This is a genomic window from Bradyrhizobium sp. USDA 4451 (genome assembly GCF_054822585.1).
This window is the reverse complement of record NZ_JBTRCH010000001.1, coordinates 6,793,743-6,809,850: the sequence shown is the minus strand read 5'-3', so window position 1 is coordinate 6,809,850 and position 16,108 is coordinate 6,793,743. Positions and strand designations below refer to the sequence as shown.

The 16,108-nt window shown below is 64.5% G+C and carries 17 protein-coding genes; 12 read left to right on the top strand and 5 right to left on the bottom strand.

Translation table 11 applies throughout. The annotated features are described in order from the left end of the window. Positions 1–2: 2 nt before the first annotated feature. The 4 genes from ACVMB0_RS31900 (at position 3) to cynS (ending at position 3,811) form a co-directional block, all read left to right on the top strand. The gene (locus ACVMB0_RS31900; protein WP_461348743.1) at positions 3–1,388 is read left to right on the top strand and encodes a CmpA/NrtA family ABC transporter substrate-binding protein; all 1,386 of its coding nucleotides are present in this window, start codon (positions 3–5) and stop codon (positions 1,386–1,388) included. A gap of 160 nt (positions 1,389–1,548) precedes the next feature. After that, a complete protein-coding gene (ntrB, locus tag ACVMB0_RS31895; RefSeq protein WP_461348742.1) occupies positions 1,549–2,388 on the top strand; it encodes a nitrate ABC transporter permease in 840 nt (279 codons plus the stop codon). Positions 2,389–2,390: 2 nt separating this feature from the next. Then, positions 2,391–3,302, top strand: coding sequence for an ABC transporter ATP-binding protein (locus ACVMB0_RS31890; RefSeq protein ID WP_461348741.1), 912 nt, complete (start codon positions 2,391–2,393; stop codon positions 3,300–3,302). A 20-nt stretch (positions 3,303–3,322) separates the two neighbouring features. Beyond that, on the top strand, positions 3,323–3,811 hold the full coding sequence (gene cynS, locus ACVMB0_RS31885) for a cyanase (RefSeq protein WP_106951845.1): 489 nt from the start codon (positions 3,323–3,325) through the stop codon (positions 3,809–3,811). Positions 3,812–3,878: 67 nt separating this feature from the next. Here cynS and purB read toward each other — a convergent pair whose 3' ends face one another. Further along, positions 3,879–5,309: an adenylosuccinate lyase gene (gene purB / locus ACVMB0_RS31880; RefSeq protein ID WP_461348740.1), complete on the bottom strand. Its 1,431-nt coding sequence runs from the start codon at positions 5,307–5,309 to the stop codon at positions 3,879–3,881. A gap of 199 nt (positions 5,310–5,508) precedes the next feature. Continuing rightward, positions 5,509–6,333 carry an isocitrate lyase/PEP mutase family protein gene (locus ACVMB0_RS31875; protein ID WP_461348739.1) on the bottom strand — a complete coding sequence of 275 codons (825 nt, stop codon included), beginning with the start codon at positions 6,331–6,333 and terminating at the stop codon, positions 5,509–5,511. Positions 6,334–6,446: 113 nt separating this feature from the next. On the opposite strand from ACVMB0_RS31875, the gene ACVMB0_RS31870 reads away from it, so the two are divergent. Beyond that, positions 6,447–7,367, top strand: coding sequence for a LysR family transcriptional regulator (locus ACVMB0_RS31870; protein WP_461348738.1), 921 nt, complete (start codon positions 6,447–6,449; stop codon positions 7,365–7,367). 46 nt (positions 7,368–7,413) lie between these two features. Here ACVMB0_RS31870 and ACVMB0_RS31865 read toward each other — a convergent pair whose 3' ends face one another. Further along, entirely contained in the window at positions 7,414–7,737 is a 324-nt protein-coding gene (locus tag ACVMB0_RS31865; protein WP_461348737.1) for a DUF1476 domain-containing protein, read from the bottom strand. Positions 7,738–8,085: 348 nt separating this feature from the next. Here ACVMB0_RS31865 and purC point away from each other — a divergent pair, with 348 nt between their 5' ends. From purC to ACVMB0_RS31830, 7 genes are all read left to right on the top strand, one after another. Beyond that, entirely contained in the window at positions 8,086–8,853 is a 768-nt protein-coding gene (gene purC, locus ACVMB0_RS31860; RefSeq protein ID WP_016843454.1) for a phosphoribosylaminoimidazolesuccinocarboxamide synthase, read from the top strand. Between the two features lie 9 nt (positions 8,854–8,862). Beyond that, entirely contained in the window at positions 8,863–9,105 is a 243-nt protein-coding gene (gene purS / locus ACVMB0_RS31855; protein WP_029083848.1) for a phosphoribosylformylglycinamidine synthase subunit PurS, read from the top strand. Positions 9,106–9,185: 80 nt separating this feature from the next. Beyond that, a complete protein-coding gene (locus tag ACVMB0_RS31850) occupies positions 9,186–9,704 on the top strand; it encodes a hypothetical protein (RefSeq protein ID WP_456797880.1) in 519 nt (172 codons plus the stop codon). Between the two features lie 4 nt (positions 9,705–9,708). Then, entirely contained in the window at positions 9,709–10,410 is a 702-nt protein-coding gene (purQ, locus tag ACVMB0_RS31845; protein WP_461348736.1) for a phosphoribosylformylglycinamidine synthase subunit PurQ, read from the top strand. Between the two features lie 5 nt (positions 10,411–10,415). Next, positions 10,416–11,393 carry a tripartite tricarboxylate transporter substrate-binding protein gene (locus tag ACVMB0_RS31840; protein ID WP_461348735.1) on the top strand — a complete coding sequence of 326 codons (978 nt, stop codon included), beginning with the start codon at positions 10,416–10,418 and terminating at the stop codon, positions 11,391–11,393. 119 nt (positions 11,394–11,512) lie between these two features. Beyond that, a complete protein-coding gene (locus tag ACVMB0_RS31835) occupies positions 11,513–13,117 on the top strand; it encodes an ABC transporter substrate-binding protein (protein WP_461348734.1) in 1,605 nt (534 codons plus the stop codon). A 216-nt stretch (positions 13,118–13,333) separates the two neighbouring features. Continuing rightward, on the top strand, positions 13,334–14,071 hold the full coding sequence (locus tag ACVMB0_RS31830) for a tetratricopeptide repeat protein (protein WP_461348733.1): 738 nt from the start codon (positions 13,334–13,336) through the stop codon (positions 14,069–14,071). A 129-nt stretch (positions 14,072–14,200) separates the two neighbouring features. Here ACVMB0_RS31830 and ACVMB0_RS31825 read toward each other — a convergent pair whose 3' ends face one another. Then, positions 14,201–15,178, bottom strand: coding sequence for a DMT family transporter (locus ACVMB0_RS31825; RefSeq protein ID WP_461348732.1), 978 nt, complete (start codon positions 15,176–15,178; stop codon positions 14,201–14,203). A gap of 290 nt (positions 15,179–15,468) precedes the next feature. After that, entirely contained in the window at positions 15,469–15,960 is a 492-nt protein-coding gene (locus tag ACVMB0_RS31820) for a PaaI family thioesterase (protein ID WP_461348731.1), read from the bottom strand. Between the last annotated feature and the right edge of the window lie 148 nt (positions 15,961–16,108).

Here is a 16,108-nt window from a genome sequence, read left to right as displayed (position 1 = left end):
GCATGTCCACGTCAGACGATCCCTTCGACGCCGATCGTGATCTTTCACGATCCGGCTGCGCCTGCGGCCGGCACCGCTCGGCGGCCGAGCACGAGCATGCCGCGGGCACGCTGCGCTGCGAGCCTGTCGTGAGCGACGAGAAGCGCTACGAAGGCATCGTTGCCTCGGCGGTGATGCGGGCGGTGTTTCCGCAAGATGTCGCGCGCCGCGCGTTCCTGAAATCGGTCGGGGCCGCGACCGCGCTCGCCGCGCTGTCGCAGGTCTTTCCGATCAAGACCGCGACGGAGGCGTTCGCCGATGCCGGCACGCCGGAGAAAAAGGACCTCAAGATCGGCTTCATCCCGATCACCTGCGCGACTCCGATCATCATGGCGGCGCCGCTCGGCTTCTATGCCAAGCAGGGCCTCAACGTTGAGGTGGTAAAGACCGCCGGCTGGGCTGTCATTCGCGACAAGACCATCAACAAGGAATACGACGCCGCCCATATGCTGGCGCCGATGCCGATCGCGATCTCGCTGGGGCTCGGCGCCAATGCGATCCCGTTCACGGTGCCCGCGATCGAGAACATCAACGGGCAGGGCATCACGCTGGCGATGAAGCACAGGGATCGGCGCGATCCGAAGGACTGGAAGGGCATGAAGTTCGCCATTCCGTTCGACTATTCCATGCACAATTATTTGCTGCGCTATTATCTCGCCGAGCACGGGCTCGATCCGGATACCGACGTGCAGCTCCGCTCGGTGCCGCCGCCGGAAATGGTCGCCAATCTGCGCGCCGACAATATCGACGGCTTCCTCGCGCCCGACAATATCTGCCAGCGCGCGATCTATGACGGTGTCGGCTTCCTGCACATCCTCTCCAAGGAGATCTGGGACGGTCATCCCTGCTGCAGCTTTGCGGCGAGCCGCGAGTTCATCACCACGGCGCCGAATTCCTTCGCCGCGCTGACCCGCGCGATCGTCGATGCCACCGGTTATGCGGCGAAGGCCGAGAATCGCAAGCAGATCGCGGAAGCGATCGCGCCGGCCAACTATATCAACGCGCCGGTGACGGTGCTGGAGCAGGTGTTGACCGGCACCTATGCCGACGGGCTCGGCGGCGTGAAGACCGATCCGAAGCGCGTCGATTTCGATCCGTTCCCCTGGCAATCCTTTGCGGTGTGGATGCTGACCCAGATGAAGCGCTGGGGCCAGATCAAGGGCGACGTCGACTACAAAGCGGTTGCCGAGCAGGTGTATCTCGCCACCGACACCAAGAAGGTGATGGCCGAGATGGGCCTTTCGCCGCCGCCGACCGCCTACAAATCGTTCTCGGTGATGGGCAAGAGTTTCGATCCGGCCAAACCCGACGATTATCTGGCGAGCTTCAAGATCAGGAAGTCGTCGTGAGGAGAGGAAGTCTATCCACACCGTCGTCCCTGCGAAAGCAGGGACCCATAACCACGACCGCTAGCGATTGTGCACGGTGTCTCCCGGCGTGCTCCATCGAGGGGCCGCGGCGTATGGGTCCCTGCTTTCGCAGGGAAGACGGGCGGAGGGAGCTCGCCACGTGACGCTTTCCCTCCGTCTCCGCGCCGCCATCGTCTCGTTCGCACTGCTCGCCGCCTTCCTCGGTGCCTGGCACCTCGCGACCCGCAGCACGGGTGCGGCTGCGAACATGAGCCCCGAATACGCCAAGCTGATGGGGCTGACGGCGACCCAGGGCAAGTCGGCGATGCCGGGACCATCAGATGTCGGCGCGAAATTGTGGGAGCACCTGAAGCGACCGTTCTACGATAACGGGCCGAACGACAAGGGGCTCGGCATCCAGCTCGCCTATTCGATCGGCCGGGTCGGGCTCGGCTATCTGATCGCGGTGATCGTTGCGATTCCGCTCGGCTTCATGATCGGGATGTCGCCTTTGATCAGCAAGGCGCTCGATCCCTTCATCCAGGTGCTGAAGCCGATCTCGCCACTGGCCTGGATGCCGCTGGCGCTCTACACCATCAAGGATTCCTCGATCTCGGCGATCTTCGTCATCTTCATCTGCTCGGTGTGGCCGATGCTGCTCAACACCGCGTTCGGCGTTGCAAGCGTACGCAAGGAATGGATCAACGTCGCGCGCACGCTTGAGGTCGGCACCGTCAGGCGCGCCTTCACCGTGATCCTGCCGGCGGCGGCGCCGACCATCCTGACCGGCATGCGGATCTCGATCGGGATCGCCTGGCTCGTGATCGTGGCCGCCGAGATGCTCGTCGGCGGCACCGGCATCGGCTATTTCGTCTGGAACGAGTGGAACAATCTGTCGATCACCAATGTGATCATCGCGATCCTCCTGATCGGCCTTGTCGGCATGCTGCTCGACCAGGTGCTGGCGCGCTTCACGCGCATGGTGACGTTTCCGGAGTAGCGATGACCGACAAGTTCATCTCCATCGAGGGCATTGCGCGGCGTTATCCCGGCGCGGACGGTGGCACGACCACGGTGTTCGAGAATTTCTGGCTGTCGATGGCGCGCGGCGAGTTCGGCTGCGTGATCGGCCATTCCGGCTGCGGCAAGACCACCGTGCTGAACATCCTCGCCGGGCTCGACGAGCCGAGCGAGGGCACCGTGATCGTCGACGGGCAGGGCATCGAGGGCACCAGCCTCGACCGCGCCGTGATCTTCCAGAGCCACGCGCTGCTGCCGTGGCGCACGGTGCTCGGCAACGTTGCCTACGCCGTCAGCTCGAAATGGCGCAAATGGGACCGCGCACGCGTGAAGGCTCACGCCGAGAGGTTCATCGATCTGGTCGGGCTCAGCGGCTCCGAGCACAAGCATCCGTCGGAATTGTCTGGCGGCATGAAGCAGCGCGTCGGCATCGCGCGGGCGCTGTCGATCACGCCGAAGATCATGCTGATGGACGAGCCGTTTTCGGCGCTCGACGCGCTGACCCGCGGCACGCTCCAGGACGAGGTACGGCGCATCTGTCTCGAGACCGGACAGACCACGTTCATGATCACCCATGACGTCGACGAGGCGATCTTCCTCGCCGACAAGATCTTCCTGATGACCAACGGCCCCGGCGCCGTGCTGGCCGAGATCGTCGAGAATCCGCTGCCGAAGGATCGCGGCCGCATCGATCTGCACCGCCATCCCTACTATTATGCGCTGCGCAACCATATCGTCGATTTCCTGGTCAGCCGCAGCAAGAGCTTTGCGACCGAGGCGACCGGACACGATCCGCGCCACGTGCCTGTGGTGCGGCCTGGCGTCGGCGAGCCGGTGATCGTCTCGCCGCCGCGTGTCGTCGAACCCAATCCCGCGCAGAGCGCTGCGCGCTGAAGCCCAAAGGAGGAAACCCCATGAAACGCGAAGACCTCACCGAGAAGCTGCTCGACATCAAGCGCGAGAAGGGCTGGAGCTGGAAGCACATCTGCGAAAAGATCGGCGGCTATTCCGAAGTCCTGATCGTCGGCGCGATCCTTGGCCAGATGAAGCTGACAAAACCGCAGGCGGCCAATGCCGGCGAGCTGTTCGGGCTGTCGAAGGCAGAAACCGCGATGCTCAACGAGGTGCCGATGCGCGGCACCGGCACGCCGATGCCGCCGACCGATCCCCTGATCTACCGCTTCTACGAGATGGTGATGGTCAACGGCCCGGCCTGGAAGGCGCTGATCGAGGAGGAGTTCGGCGACGGCATCATGTCGGCGATCGACTTCGACATGGCGATGGAACGCGTCGCCAACCCCAAGGGCGACCGCGTCAAGATCACCATGAGCGGCAAGTTCCTGCCGTACAAATATTACGGCGCCAGCGGCAATGTGCCGGAATACGGCTTCAAGGAAGAGTAAGCGGGCGAATGGCGAATAGCGAATGGAATTTCTTCCACTCGCTATTCGCTACCCACTATTCGCTCTTCTACAAAATTGTGCCCGGCGTGTAGCTCGCGGCGTCCGGCTTGGCCTTGGCCAGCGCGTCGACCTGCTCGGCGAAGTGATCGACCTGGGCGGCGGCGTCGCCGGAATTGGCGCGGCCCTGGTCAAGCACGGCCTTGAGCTCGGCTTCGCTCAAGCCGAGACGCGGATCGGCGGCGAGCCGCTGCAGCAGATCGTTCTGCACGATCTTGCCGGTGCGCAGGTCGCCGATGGCCGCGACGGCATGTTCCTTGATCGCCTCGTGGGCACCCTCGCGGCCGGCGCCCTTCTTCACCGCTTCCATCATCACAGTGGTGGTCAGCAGGAACGGCAGATAGCGCTTCAGCTCGGTTTCGACGACAGCCTCGAATACCTCCATCTGGTCGAGCACGGTCAGCAACGTCTCGAGCAGCCCGTCCATGGCAAGGAAGGCATCGGGCAGCATGACGCGGCGGACCACCGAGCAGGAGACGTCGCCTTCGTTCCACTGATCGCCGGCGAGGCCTGCGGCCATCGCGAGATAGCCCTTCAGGATCACATGCAGGCCGTTGATGCGCTCGCAGGAGCGGCTGTTCATCTTGTGCGGCATGGCCGAGGAGCCGACCTGGCCCTTGGCAAAGCCTTCGCTGGCAAGTTCGTGGCCGGCCATCAGGCGGATGGTCTTGGCGAAGTTGCCGGGACCGCTGGCGAGCTCGGTGAGCACGCTGACCGCGCGGAAATCGAGGCTGCGCGGATAGACCTGGCCGACGGCATCGAGCGCTTTGGGCAGTCCGAGGTGAACGAGGATGCGCTGTTCCAGCGCGCGCGCCTTGCCGGCATCGCCGTTGAACAACGTGATCTGGTCGAGACGGGTGCCCACCGCGCCCTTCAGGCCGCGCGCGGGGTAGGTCTGCAGCACGTTGACCAGGCTCTGATGCGCCAGCAGCATCTCCTCGCCGGACATGGCGATGCGCTTGCCGAGCGTCGTGACCTGTGCGGCGACGTTGTGGGTGCGTGCGGTGAACGGGATGTCGCGCAATTGCTTCGCACGCCGGGCGAAGCGAATGAGCGCGGCAATGCTCTTGGTCTCGACCAGCTGCAGGGCGCGGTAGACCTGGAGCTGCTCGACGTTCTCGGTGAGGTCGCGGCTGGTCATGCCCTTGTGCAGGTGCTCGTGACCGGCCAGCTCGCAGAACTCCTCGATGCGCGCCTTGACGTCGTGGCGGGTGATCCGCTCGCGCTGCATGATGGACTTGAGATTGATCTGGTCCTTGACGCGCTCGTAGCTTTCGATCACGCCATCCGGAACCGGAATGCCGAGATCGCGCTGGCCCTTCAGCACGGCGATCCAGTAGTCGCGTTCGAGCCGCACCTTGCCTTCGCCACTCCAGATGGCGCGCATGGCGGGTGAGGCGTAACGTTCGGCGAGGACGTTGGAAATGTGATCTTGGGACATGATCCCGCTCTCTTGGCATTGCCGGAGGCTGGCCGCAAGCCGCAAGCTGTCATGAATCGTCAGGTCTGATGGCGCCTTGGCCGGACTTGCGGTGCTGCTCCCACCATACCAGATTCTCGAAAGCGCCGCCTCGGGCGATCCGTGGCGGTGCCGGCATGCTCAGGGCTTGTCGCCGGCGCTCCCCGTCGTGGCGGTCAGGTCATGCCTGACCGGCCGCGAACATATCCCTCATCTCCTTCACCGGCGCCATGTCGCGGACGAAGCTGAACGCACCCTGATCCTTCATCTCGCGGGCGCAGCGCAGGAAGGCGGCGAGCGCGTGGCGCTGCATCGCGCCGCCGACGCTGATGCGCCTGACGCCGGCGGCGGACAGCTGCTCGAGCGTCAAGGTCGGGTCGGCAAAGCCCATCACGAGGTTGAACGGCTTCTTGACCGACGAGACCACGGTCTTGATGGTGCCGAGGTCGTAGAGGCCCGGCGAATACAGCACATCGGCGCCGGCGGCCTCGAACGCCTGCAGCCGCTTGATGGTGTCGTCGAGGTCCTTGCGCCCCCAGAGGAAGTTCTCCGCCCGCGCCGTCAGCGTGAACGGAAACGGCAGGGCCCGCGCCGCCTCGACGGCGGCCTGCACCCGCTCGACCGCGAGCGAGAACTCGTAAATCGGATGCTCGCGGTTGCCGGTCGAGTCCTCGATCGAGCCGCCGACCACGCCGGCTTCGGCCGCGCGCGCGATCGCCTTTGCCGCGGTCTTGGGATCGTCGGCGCCGCAATTCTCCAGATCGGCGTTGACCGGCAGGTCGGTGGCCTCTGCGATTACCCTGCAATTGTCGATGATGGCATCGAGGCTGACGCCGGATTGCCCGAGCGTGTTGGCGAGCCCGAGGCTGGTGGTCGCGAGCGCCTCGAACCCCATCGCCGCCAGCAGCTTCGCCGTTCCGGCATCCCACGGATTCGGAATGATGAAGGCGCCGGGCCGCTGATGCAACTCGCGAAACCGTGCTGCCTTGTCTGCCTGGGTGCGCATGTGAACTCCTGATGGTTGAAAAAGCGACTGAGACCCGGCGATAGGGCGGTTTCGGCCATCAGACAAATTTGTTATTTCTCTCACTGTCATCAGCTTTTTGCATGAGGCCGGAGATGGACAGCGACGCGCTCAACACGTTCCTGGTGGTGCACCGGCGCGGCGGGATCTCCAATGCCGCGAAAGCGCTGCATCGCTCGCAGCCGGCGATTTCCCGGCGCATCGCGCTGCTCGAGCAGGAGCTCGGCGTGCCCTTGTTCGAGCGGATCGCAGGCAAGACGCGGCTGAGCGATGCCGGTCGGGTGATGGTGCCCTATGCCGAACGCGCGGTGGCGGCGGCGCAGGACGCCGAGAATGCGGTGCGGGCGCTCCTGCGCGACAATTCCGGCCCGGTGGCGCTGGCGGTGACCGGTACGCTCGCCGGTGAACGGCTGTCGAAGGTGCTGAAGCGCTTTGCCCGCCAGCATCCGGACGTCGCGCTGACCTTGCGTACCGCGACCAGCGCCGAGGTCAGCGATTTGATCCGGCGCGGCGAGGCCACGATCGGGCTGCGCTACGACCGCGACCGTTCAGGCGAGCTCGATTGCGAGGCGCTGCTTGCCGAGCCGCTCGGGGTGGTCTGCGCGCCGGACCATCCGCTGGCCGGACGCAAGGTCGGCAAGCTCGCCGATCTCAGGGATGAGCGCTGGATCGCTTTTCCCGAAGTGCCGGGACGCCGCGAGATCACCGCCTCGCACGTGTTCGCGTTGTTCCTGACGCACGGGCTCGGCGAGATCGCCTGGACGCCGGTCGACAGCCTGACGGCGCAGAAGCGGCTGGTGGAGGCCGGGCTCGGGATCGCGCTATTGTCGCAGAGCAATGCAGCGGAGGAATTGCGCGCGGCGACGCTGGCGACGATCCGCGTCGGCAATCTCACCGCCAGTCACGAGGTGGTCGCGGTGACGCGGCATGGCGGCTTCCTCAGCGCCGCGTCACGCCGTCTGCTCGACATCATTCGTAAGGAGTTTTCAAGAAGGCGAATGGCCAATCGCGAATAGCGAACGGATGCCCAATTCGCCATTCGCCACACCCCATTCGCCGGGTTCAGCTTCCCGCCTTGACCTGGGCCACCGCCACGGCCAGCAGCTCGTCCATCTTGGCGCGGATGTCGCGCTCGGTCGCGGCCTGGCCCTTGGCGGCGAGGTCCTTCAGCACCTTGTGCAGCACGTCGTTGTCGCCGGCTTCCTCGAAGTCGGCGGCGACCACCTCCTTGGCATAAGCGTTGGCGGCACCGCCTGAGATGCCGAGCTTTTCGGCGGCCCACAGGCCAAGCAGCTTGTTCCGGCGTGCCTCAGCCTTGAACTTCAGCTCCTCGTCGAGGGCGAACTTCTTCTCGAAACCTTCCTCGCGCTTGTTGAATTCGTTCATGGCCGAAGTTCCAATCCCCTGCTGAATGGCGGGTGATCCGCGCGTTGCGGCAGCCCCGATGCCTGCCTAGATAGGGGGGACGAATCGGCAAGACAACGAGCCGTTAAGCCGCAGGCAGAACAGGCGGAATCGGCCCTTTTTGATAGGGCGGTATAAGTGCCCCGAGGCGGGCACAATCGATTGTGCTGGATGGCCCAATCGGATAGGTTGCCAGCAGGCATGGTTCTTGTTCTGTTTCCAGTGGATTGTTCGGGTTCCAGGCCTCCGCGGCAGCTCCGTCGTGGGTCGTAACCCAAGTCATCCGGAGCACCCAAATCCATGGATTTCAACAAAACACGGTACATCCCAATGAGCCGTCGACGCCGTATTTATGAAGGCAAGGCCAAGGTGCTTTACGAAGGCCCCGAGCCGGGAACCCTGATCCAGCACTTCAAGGACGACGCGACCGCGTTCAATGCCAAGAAACACCAGGTGATCGAGGGCAAGGGCGTCCTCAACAACCGGATTTCGGAGTACCTGTTTCAGCACCTCAACGACATCGGGGTGCCGACCCACTTCATCCGCCGTCTCAACATGCGCGAGCAGCTGATTCGCGAGGTCGAGATCGTGCCGCTCGAGGTGGTGGTGCGGAACGTCGCCGCCGGCTCGCTGTCGCAGCGGCTCGGGATCGAGGAGGGCACCCAGCTGCCGCGCTCGATCATCGAGTTCTATTACAAGAACGACCAGCTCAACGACCCGATGGTGTCGGAAGAGCACATCACCGCGTTCGGCTGGGCGACGCCGCAGGAGATCGACGACATCATGGCGCTCGCCATCCGCGTCAACGACTTCCTCACCGGCCTCTTCCTCGGCATCGGCATCCGCCTCGTCGACTTCAAGATGGAGTGCGGCCGGCTGTTCGAGAACGAGATGATGCGGATCATCGTCGCCGACGAGATCTCGCCGGACTCCTGCCGGCTGTGGGACATCAAGTCGAACGAGAAGCTCGACAAGGACCGCTTCCGCCGGGATCTCGGCGGCCTGCTCGAGGCCTATACCGAAGTGGCCAAGCGGCTCGGCATCCTGATCGAAAATGAACGGCCGGCCGGCAGCGGTCCCGTGCTGGTGAAGAGTTAAGAGGCAATCGTGAAGGCACGTGTGACTGTGACATTGAAGTCGGGCATCCTCGATCCGCAGGGCAAGGCGATCGAGGGCGCGCTGAAATCGCTCGGCGTCGACGGCGTCGCCAGCGTTCGCCAGGGCAAGGTGTTCGACATCGAGCTCGCCGCGACCGACAAGGCCAAGGCGGAGGCAGCGCTGAAAGCCGCCGCCGACAAGCTGTTGGCGAATACCGTGATCGAGAATTACCGGGTCGAGGTCCTGAGCTAACGGGGCGAGCCAGATGATGTCAGCCGCTCCCGTCTCTCTTGGCAGTTCTCTTGGCCAGTGACCGGACGATAGCCCGATTGTTGTTGGGCGGTTTGCTGACGGCTGCCGGGATCGCCGGTGCTTCGGCTCAGGCGCCGGCGCCGTCGGCGACCACGCAGCGGCCGCCGTTTGCAGTCAGCGGCTGGCGTTACGAGCGTCGCGCCGACACGCATCTGTTCCGCTGCGAGCAAGCGCAATGCGGAGCGGGTTCCAAGGTCAGCTACCGGGTGTACACCGGCGGAAATCAGATGACGCTCGATCAATTCCGTGACGGGCAGAACCAGATCATCAAGGCGCTGGAACAGCGGACGCCCGGACAGCGGATCACGCTGCTCGGTGTTGACGGCGACAAGGGCTCCGCGGTGCCGCGCATGTACAAGGCACGGCGCCTCACCGTGACGCCCAGCGGCGCAAGCGAGTATCAGGTCAACGGCCTGCTGTTTGGCGGCCAGGGCTCCGCCAGCCTGATCAGTTCGGCGCACGACGAGAAGGCCAGCAACGACAATTACGCAAGATTTGCCGCCGCAGTTAAGCTCGCGCTGGCACCCAAAACCAGGTGACGAAATGAAATCAGCCGTCCTCGTCTTTCCCGGCATCAACCGCGAGCGCGACATGGCGCGCGCGCTGAAACTCGCATCCGGCAACGAGACTGCGATGGTCTGGCACGCCGAGACCGCGCTGCCGAAAGGCACCGACCTCGTGGTGGTGCCCGGCGGCTTCTCCTATGGCGACTACCTGCGCTGCGGCGCGATCGCGGCGCGGGCGCCCGTGATGGACGCGGTGCGCGACTTCGCAGCCAAGGGTGGCCTCGTGCTCGGCGTCTGCAATGGCTTCCAGATCCTCTGCGAATCCGGCCTGCTGCCGGGCGTGCTGATGCGCAACGCCGGGCTGAAATTCGTCTGCCGCGACGTGCATATGAAGGTCGAGCGTTCCGACACGCCGTTCACCCGCGGCTACAATGCCGGCCAGGTGATCCGCGTGCCGGTGGCGCATGGCGAGGGCAACTACGAAGCCGACGAGGAGACGCTGAAGCGGCTCGAAGGCGACGGCCGGGTGCTGTACCGCTACTGCTCTGCCGACGGCGTGGTCGACGCGGCCTCGAACTTCAACGGCGCCGCGCATTCGATCGCCGGGATCGTCAACGAGCGCGGCAATGTGCTCGGCATGATGCCGCATCCGGAAAACCACGTCGAAGAGATCATGGGCTGCACCGACGGCCGCGGCCTGTTCGCAGGCCTGGTCCAGCAGTTCGAAAAGGCGGCGTAACGGAAATGCCGGGGCGGTGGTGCCTTGCCGCGGCCGCGGTACTCGTTTTCGCGACGGCAGTTCACGCTCAAGATTCCTCGAAGCCGGACTTCCCGAAACGCCCGATCACGATGATCGTGCCGTTCACGGCCGGCGGCACCTCCGACGTGATCGCCCGCGCGGTCGCCGACCAGATGAGCGCGGCGCTCGGCCAGACCATCATCATCGAGAATGTCGGCGGCGCTGGCGGCTCGACGGCGCTGACCCGCGCGGCCCGCGCCGAGCCGGACGGTTACACGATCGCGATCGGCAATGCCGGCACCAATGCCGCGACCTACACGATCTATCCAAAACTGGCGTTCACGCCTGACTCCTTCGCGCCGATCGCCATGGTCGCGAAAACCTTCGGCATCGTCGCGCTGCGCAAGGATTTTCCGGCCAAGGACCTCAAGGACTTCATCGACTACGCCAGGAAGAATCCGGGCAAGGTCAATCTCGGCCATGCCGGCGTCGGCTCCTCGAACTACCTGATCTGCAAGAGCTTCGTGCATGCCGCCGGGATCGACGTGCAGCTGGTCGGCTATCGTGGCGCGGCGCTCGCGCTGACGGACGCGATCGGCAGCCAGATCGACGGCGTCTGCGATGCCGCGGCCTCGGTGTCGCAGGCGATCGACGACAAGCTCGTGAAGGCGGTGGTGGTCGGCTCGACCGTGCGGCTCGCCTCGCTGCCGGAACTGCCGACCTCGGCCGAAGCCGGATTGCCGGAGTTCGAGGCGCAGGGCTGGAACGGCCTGTTCGCACCGAAGGGCACGCCTCCGGAAATTATCGCCAAGTTGAATGCTGCCGCGCGCAGCGCAGTCGCGAGCGAAGCGGTGAAGAAACGCTTCGTCGACCTGTCGACGGTTGCGCCCGATGCCGATGAGCTTGCACCCGAGGTGCTGCAGCAACTGGTGACCCGCGACGTCGCGAAATACCGCGCGCTGCTGGCAGACGACAAGAAGTAGCAAGTCGTCCTCGCTGCGTTGGCTCTGCCTCGAGGCGGTCGCCGAGGCGGCAGGCTTGCGTCGCCAGGTTGGCCTGAAACTTGCTGGTGGTCTCCTGATCGTCGGACGGGAGCTGCATCATGCTCATTCGCAAGGCTTACTGCACGATAGCGCTCCTGTGCGCGCTGCTGACGTGGCGTTCAGCTGCGGCCGAGACCACGCTGCGCATCGCCATGACGGCGTCCGATATCCCGACGGCAACCGGGCTGCCGAATAACGGCTTCGAAGGTATGCGCTTTCTCGGCTATCCGATCTTTGAGGGTCTGGTGCTGTGGAATCTGACCGGGACCGACCGCTTGGCCACTTTGCGTCCCGGACTCGCGGAGAAATGGGAACAGGACCCCGCCGACAGCAAGACCTGGATTTTCCATCTGCGCCGGGGTGTCAAATTCCACGATGGTACCGACTTCAATGCCGATGCCGTGATCTGGAATCTCGATCGCTACTTCAACAGCGAGAGCCCGCAATTTGAACCGCCGAGCTCGGCGATGTCGCGGGCGCGGGTCCCGGTGATGGGCAGTTACCGGAAGATCGACGACGCAACGGTGGCGATCACGACGACGAAGCCGGCATCCTATTTTCCCTATATGGCGGTCTATCTTCTGTTCACCTCGCCCGCGTCATTCGAAAAGGCCGGCCGCGACTGGGCCAAGGTCGCGACGTTGCCGGCTGCCGGCACCGGGCCGTTCCGCATCACCAGGATTGTGCCGCGGCAAGAGGCAGACCTGGCGCGCTGGGACAAATATTGGGACACGAGCAAGATCGCGAAGGTCGACAACGTCGTGTTGCTGCCGATCCCCGAGGCCAATTCGCGGTTGGCCGCCTTGCGCGCCGGCCAGGTCGACTGGATCGAAGTGCCGCCGGCCGATGGCATCGACTCGCTGAAATCCGCCGGCTTCACCATTACCACCGGTTCCTATCCGCATGTCTGGCCGTGGTTCTACAACATCGGCGCCGCCAACAGCCCGTTCAAGGATGTCAGGGTTCGCCAAGCCCTGAACTACTGCATCGATCGGGACGGGCTGGTGTCCCTGCTCAACGGGACCGCAGAGCCGTCGGTCGGCTGGCTCAAGGTCAGCGATCCCGATTTCGGCGCGCCGGCCAACCGCTACAAATTCGATCCGACCAAAGGCAAGGCGCTGCTTGCCGAGGCCGGTTACACGCCGGCAAAGCCCTTGGGGTTCAAGGTGCTGATCTCGAACTCAGGCTCGGGGCAGATGCTGCCGCTGCCGATGAACGAATTCCTCCAGCAGAACCTGAAGGAAGCCTGCGGGGTCAATGTGGAATTCGACGTGATCGAATGGCAGGTGCTCTTGACCGCGGCCCGGGCCACGCCCGACAGCCCAAATTTGCGGGGCGCGATGGCGCTCAATATCAGCTCGCCTTCGTCGGACGCCGGCGTGATGGCGCGCTATTTCCTGGCTGCCAATTTTTCTCCGAACGGATTCAATTTCGAGCAATGGAAGGACGACGAGTTCGAAGCCGCACTCAGGACGATTTCGGAAGCGACCGACCCGAAAGTGATCTCGGCGGCCTATCGCAAGGCGCATGAGCGCCTCGTCGACGACCCGCCCTGGCTCTATATCGTCCACGATTTGAACCCTCGCGCGATGAGTCCGAAGGTGAAGGGCTTTGTGTCGCCCCAGTCGTGGTTCGTCGACCTCACGCTGGTCAGCATGCAATAGGCCGGCATCCGGTATCGTCGCCCGCATGCTCGCGCGATGGCGCAAGGAGCATGAACCTGATCCATTCCGGCGGCGACCAATGCAGGGATAGTCTGCCGCTTCACGATCTTTTCACGCTAGCGCCGCCGGAGTGACAACCGGGGATTGTCGCGGCGTGACGGGGGCGTTATGACGGTGGCGACTTGGATGGTCTGTCCGGCTCGCTGGGATATTCGAATGCCTGTTGCATTGGTCATACTGCTGCTCGACATCTCGCTGATCTATCACGCCTCGCGCACCGGGCGCCTGCAGCCCTGGGCCTACATCATCCTGATGGTGCCGCTGATCGGCGCACTCGCCTACATCGTCGTCGAGCTCGTTCCGGAATGGTGGGGCGGGCCGGGTGCCGCGCAGGCACGCAAGCGGGTCGCCAACCGGCTCGATCCGGAGAAGCGCTATCGCGAATTGTCCGACCGGCTCGCGACGTCGGATACGATCGCCAACCGCGCGGCGCTCGCCGCCGAATGCCACTCCATCGGGCGCTTCGAGGAGGCCGAGGGCCATTACGACCACGTGCTGGGGCTGCCGCAAGGCGACGATCCGGCTTACGCGCTCGCAAAAGCGCAGGCCCAGTTCGCCCGCAAGCAGCCGGGCGAGGCGCTGGCGACGCTCGATGCCCTGCGCGCGCGTTGGCCGGATTTCGAATCCGCCGAGGGGCATCTGCTTTATGCCCGTTCGCTCGCCGAGCTCGGCCGGCTCGCCGAGGCGCTGGAAGAATATCAGGCGGTGTCGCAGTATTTTCCCGGCGCCGAGGCGCGGGTGCGCTATGGCCTGTTGCTGCAACTGATCGGCCGCACCGCCGAGGCGCGCATCGTATTCAACGAGCTGCTGATCCAGATGCGGCGTGCGCCGAAATACCTGCGCGACGCGCAGGCCGAGTGGCTCTCGATCGCCGAGAAGCAATTGTCGGCCTGATCTGCGGTAGATGTATGTGGCTCGTCATTGCGAGCGCAGCGAAGCAATCCATCGTGCCGCAAGTGGAGATATGGATTATTTCGTCGCTGTCGCTCCTCGCAATGACGTTGATAGGCAAGTTGCCTGATTCTACAGTTTTCCCAGCCAGCGCTTGATCGCTTCGCCCGGCACCGTCATCGCGGCGACGCCGGCCATGACCAGCACGAGGCCGAGCACCAGGTTCGACGGCACGGATTCGCCGAGCAGGATCACCGACAGCGCGACGCCGATCGGAATCCGCAAGTAACCCTGCGCATTGGTCGTGAGCGTGCCGAGCCGCGTCAGGCACATGTAGAACAGCATCAGGCCGAATGCGCTGGACAAGATGCCCATCACGACGGTGGCGACCAGCGCCTGCGGGGTCGGGTGCAGCGTCCAGGGATGGTCGACGATCAGCGCGACCGGCAGCAGCACGGTGCCGCCGAACAGCAGCGAACCGGCTGCGACTACCATCGGGTCGTAGTCCGACAGCCGGAGCCCGAAGATCGTGGCGCAGGCGAACGAGACGGTGGCGAGCAGGATCGCGATCTCGGCGACAATTTCCCTGCCGAAGCCCGAGAGCGCGTCGAGGCCGATGATCGCGACCGTGCCGGCGAGGCCGAGGATCGCGCCGACCAGCTTGAGCAGCGAGGCCGGCTCGTGCCGCGTGATTGTCCAGGTGATGAGGAAGGCGAAGATCGGCGTGGTCGAGGCCAGCACCACGGTGTTGGACGCCGGTACGTAAAGCTGCGCCCAGGTGATCACCAGAAACGGGATCGTGGAGTTGATGGTCTGCTGGAAGGCGAACAGCTTCCAGGCCTTGATGTCGGTCGGGATGCGGATGCCACGCAGCCGCAGCACGATGAGCAGGAAGGCGGCCGCGACCAGCGAACGCGCCGAGATGAAGGTGACCGGCGGGATCGAGCCGAGCCCGATCTTGGTCAGCGGATAAGTCGAGCTCCAGCAGCAGGCCAGCGCCAGCAGCAGCGCATAGTCGCGCCAGCCGCGCGCGCCCGGCGCTGAGGTGGACGGAGGAGGCGTGATCGCGGGAGCCGTCACGCCGGCTGTCTTGCCCGTCCGGTTCAGCATGATCTCGGCGCAAACGCGTTCCGCGTCTGTCGCGAGCGAAAGCCGCCTCGCACTTTTCCGGATCTTGCTCTGGTTGTGCTCTGCGGCACCTTGATGGCTCCCTCCGCGCATCGGCGCGCGATGGAGCGAATGTAGCTTGGCCGTGGGGCCAACGGCTAGGGGCGGTTCAGACGGAAAACGTGATGGATGCCGGCCCGGCGCCCATCACGCGGAATTTGCGCGCGCTACCTGCGCGGGACCTCGCCGGCGCAGCAACTCGCTCAGCACCTCGCCGTCGACGTAATGCGGCGTCACGCGCTCGGCTGCGCGGTCGTTTTATGCTTCACCCGCTTGATGGTGCCGGAGAAGGTGAACACTGCGCGCGTAGCCGCGCGCAGTGTGCCGCGCAGGAAAATGAGCGATCCGCCCGCGCGCGTGATCTCGCCGTCGCATTCGATCAGCTCGCCCTCGCGTGCTGCGTCGAGGAACTCGCATGAGAAACCGACCGTGACGCCTTGCCCCTGCAACTCGGAGGCTGCAAGCGCGAATAGGCAGTAGTCGGCAAAGGTCATGAAGCAGCCGCCGTGGACATTGCCGGCGCCGTTGAGGTGCTTCCGGGCGACCCGAAAGGCGCACCTGATGCGGCCGTCCTCGTCCATGCGATGGTAAAACGGGCCGGAATGGCTCTCGAAATTGTCCCGGGTCCAGGTTCGCCAGCCGGCGAATTCGCCCTCGGTTTCGACGTGCAGGTCGGGGCGGCGGTTGAATGCGGTCTCTGGCGCGGTCTTGACGAGCTCGTTCACGAAATCTGGCCTTCAATTAGCGGGTTCGGGTCCTTAAATCCGATCCATCCCCATTGTGCAAATCCGGGTAGCAAATCCCGGGCCGCGTCCAGCCGCCGCAAAGCTCTGGACAGGCCGGAAATGCCCCGTAAAAGGCCTTTTCGCCCCC

What these genes read in the sequence shown, in the direction of transcription:
- ACVMB0_RS31865 (WP_461348737.1), bottom strand. Translation starts at nt 7,737, where the DNA reads ATGAACGAATTCAACAAGCGCGAGGAAGGTTTCGAGAAGAAGTTCGCC.
- ACVMB0_RS31875 (WP_461348739.1), bottom strand. Translation starts at nt 6,333, where the DNA reads ATGCGCACCCAGGCAGACAAGGCAGCACGGTTTCGCGAGTTGCATCAG.
- purQ (WP_461348736.1), top strand. Translation starts at nt 9,709, where the DNA reads ATGAAATCAGCCGTCCTCGTCTTTCCCGGCATCAACCGCGAGCGCGAC.
- ACVMB0_RS31870 (WP_461348738.1), top strand. Translation starts at nt 6,447, where the DNA reads ATGGACAGCGACGCGCTCAACACGTTCCTGGTGGTGCACCGGCGCGGC.
- ACVMB0_RS31830 (WP_461348733.1), top strand. Translation starts at nt 13,334, where the DNA reads ATGCCTGTTGCATTGGTCATACTGCTGCTCGACATCTCGCTGATCTAT.
- purB (WP_461348740.1), bottom strand. Translation starts at nt 5,309, where the DNA reads ATGTCCCAAGATCACATTTCCAACGTCCTCGCCGAACGTTACGCCTCA.
- ACVMB0_RS31825 (WP_461348732.1), bottom strand. Translation starts at nt 15,178, where the DNA reads ATGCTGAACCGGACGGGCAAGACAGCCGGCGTGACGGCTCCCGCGATC.
- ACVMB0_RS31840 (WP_461348735.1), top strand. Translation starts at nt 10,416, where the DNA reads ATGCCGGGGCGGTGGTGCCTTGCCGCGGCCGCGGTACTCGTTTTCGCG.
- cynS (WP_106951845.1), top strand. Translation starts at nt 3,323, where the DNA reads ATGAAACGCGAAGACCTCACCGAGAAGCTGCTCGACATCAAGCGCGAG.
- ACVMB0_RS31900 (WP_461348743.1), top strand. Translation starts at nt 3, where the DNA reads ATGTCCACGTCAGACGATCCCTTCGACGCCGATCGTGATCTTTCACGA.
- ACVMB0_RS31890 (WP_461348741.1), top strand. Translation starts at nt 2,391, where the DNA reads ATGACCGACAAGTTCATCTCCATCGAGGGCATTGCGCGGCGTTATCCC.
- ACVMB0_RS31835 (WP_461348734.1), top strand. Translation starts at nt 11,513, where the DNA reads ATGCTCATTCGCAAGGCTTACTGCACGATAGCGCTCCTGTGCGCGCTG.
- purC (WP_016843454.1), top strand. Translation starts at nt 8,086, where the DNA reads ATGAGCCGTCGACGCCGTATTTATGAAGGCAAGGCCAAGGTGCTTTAC.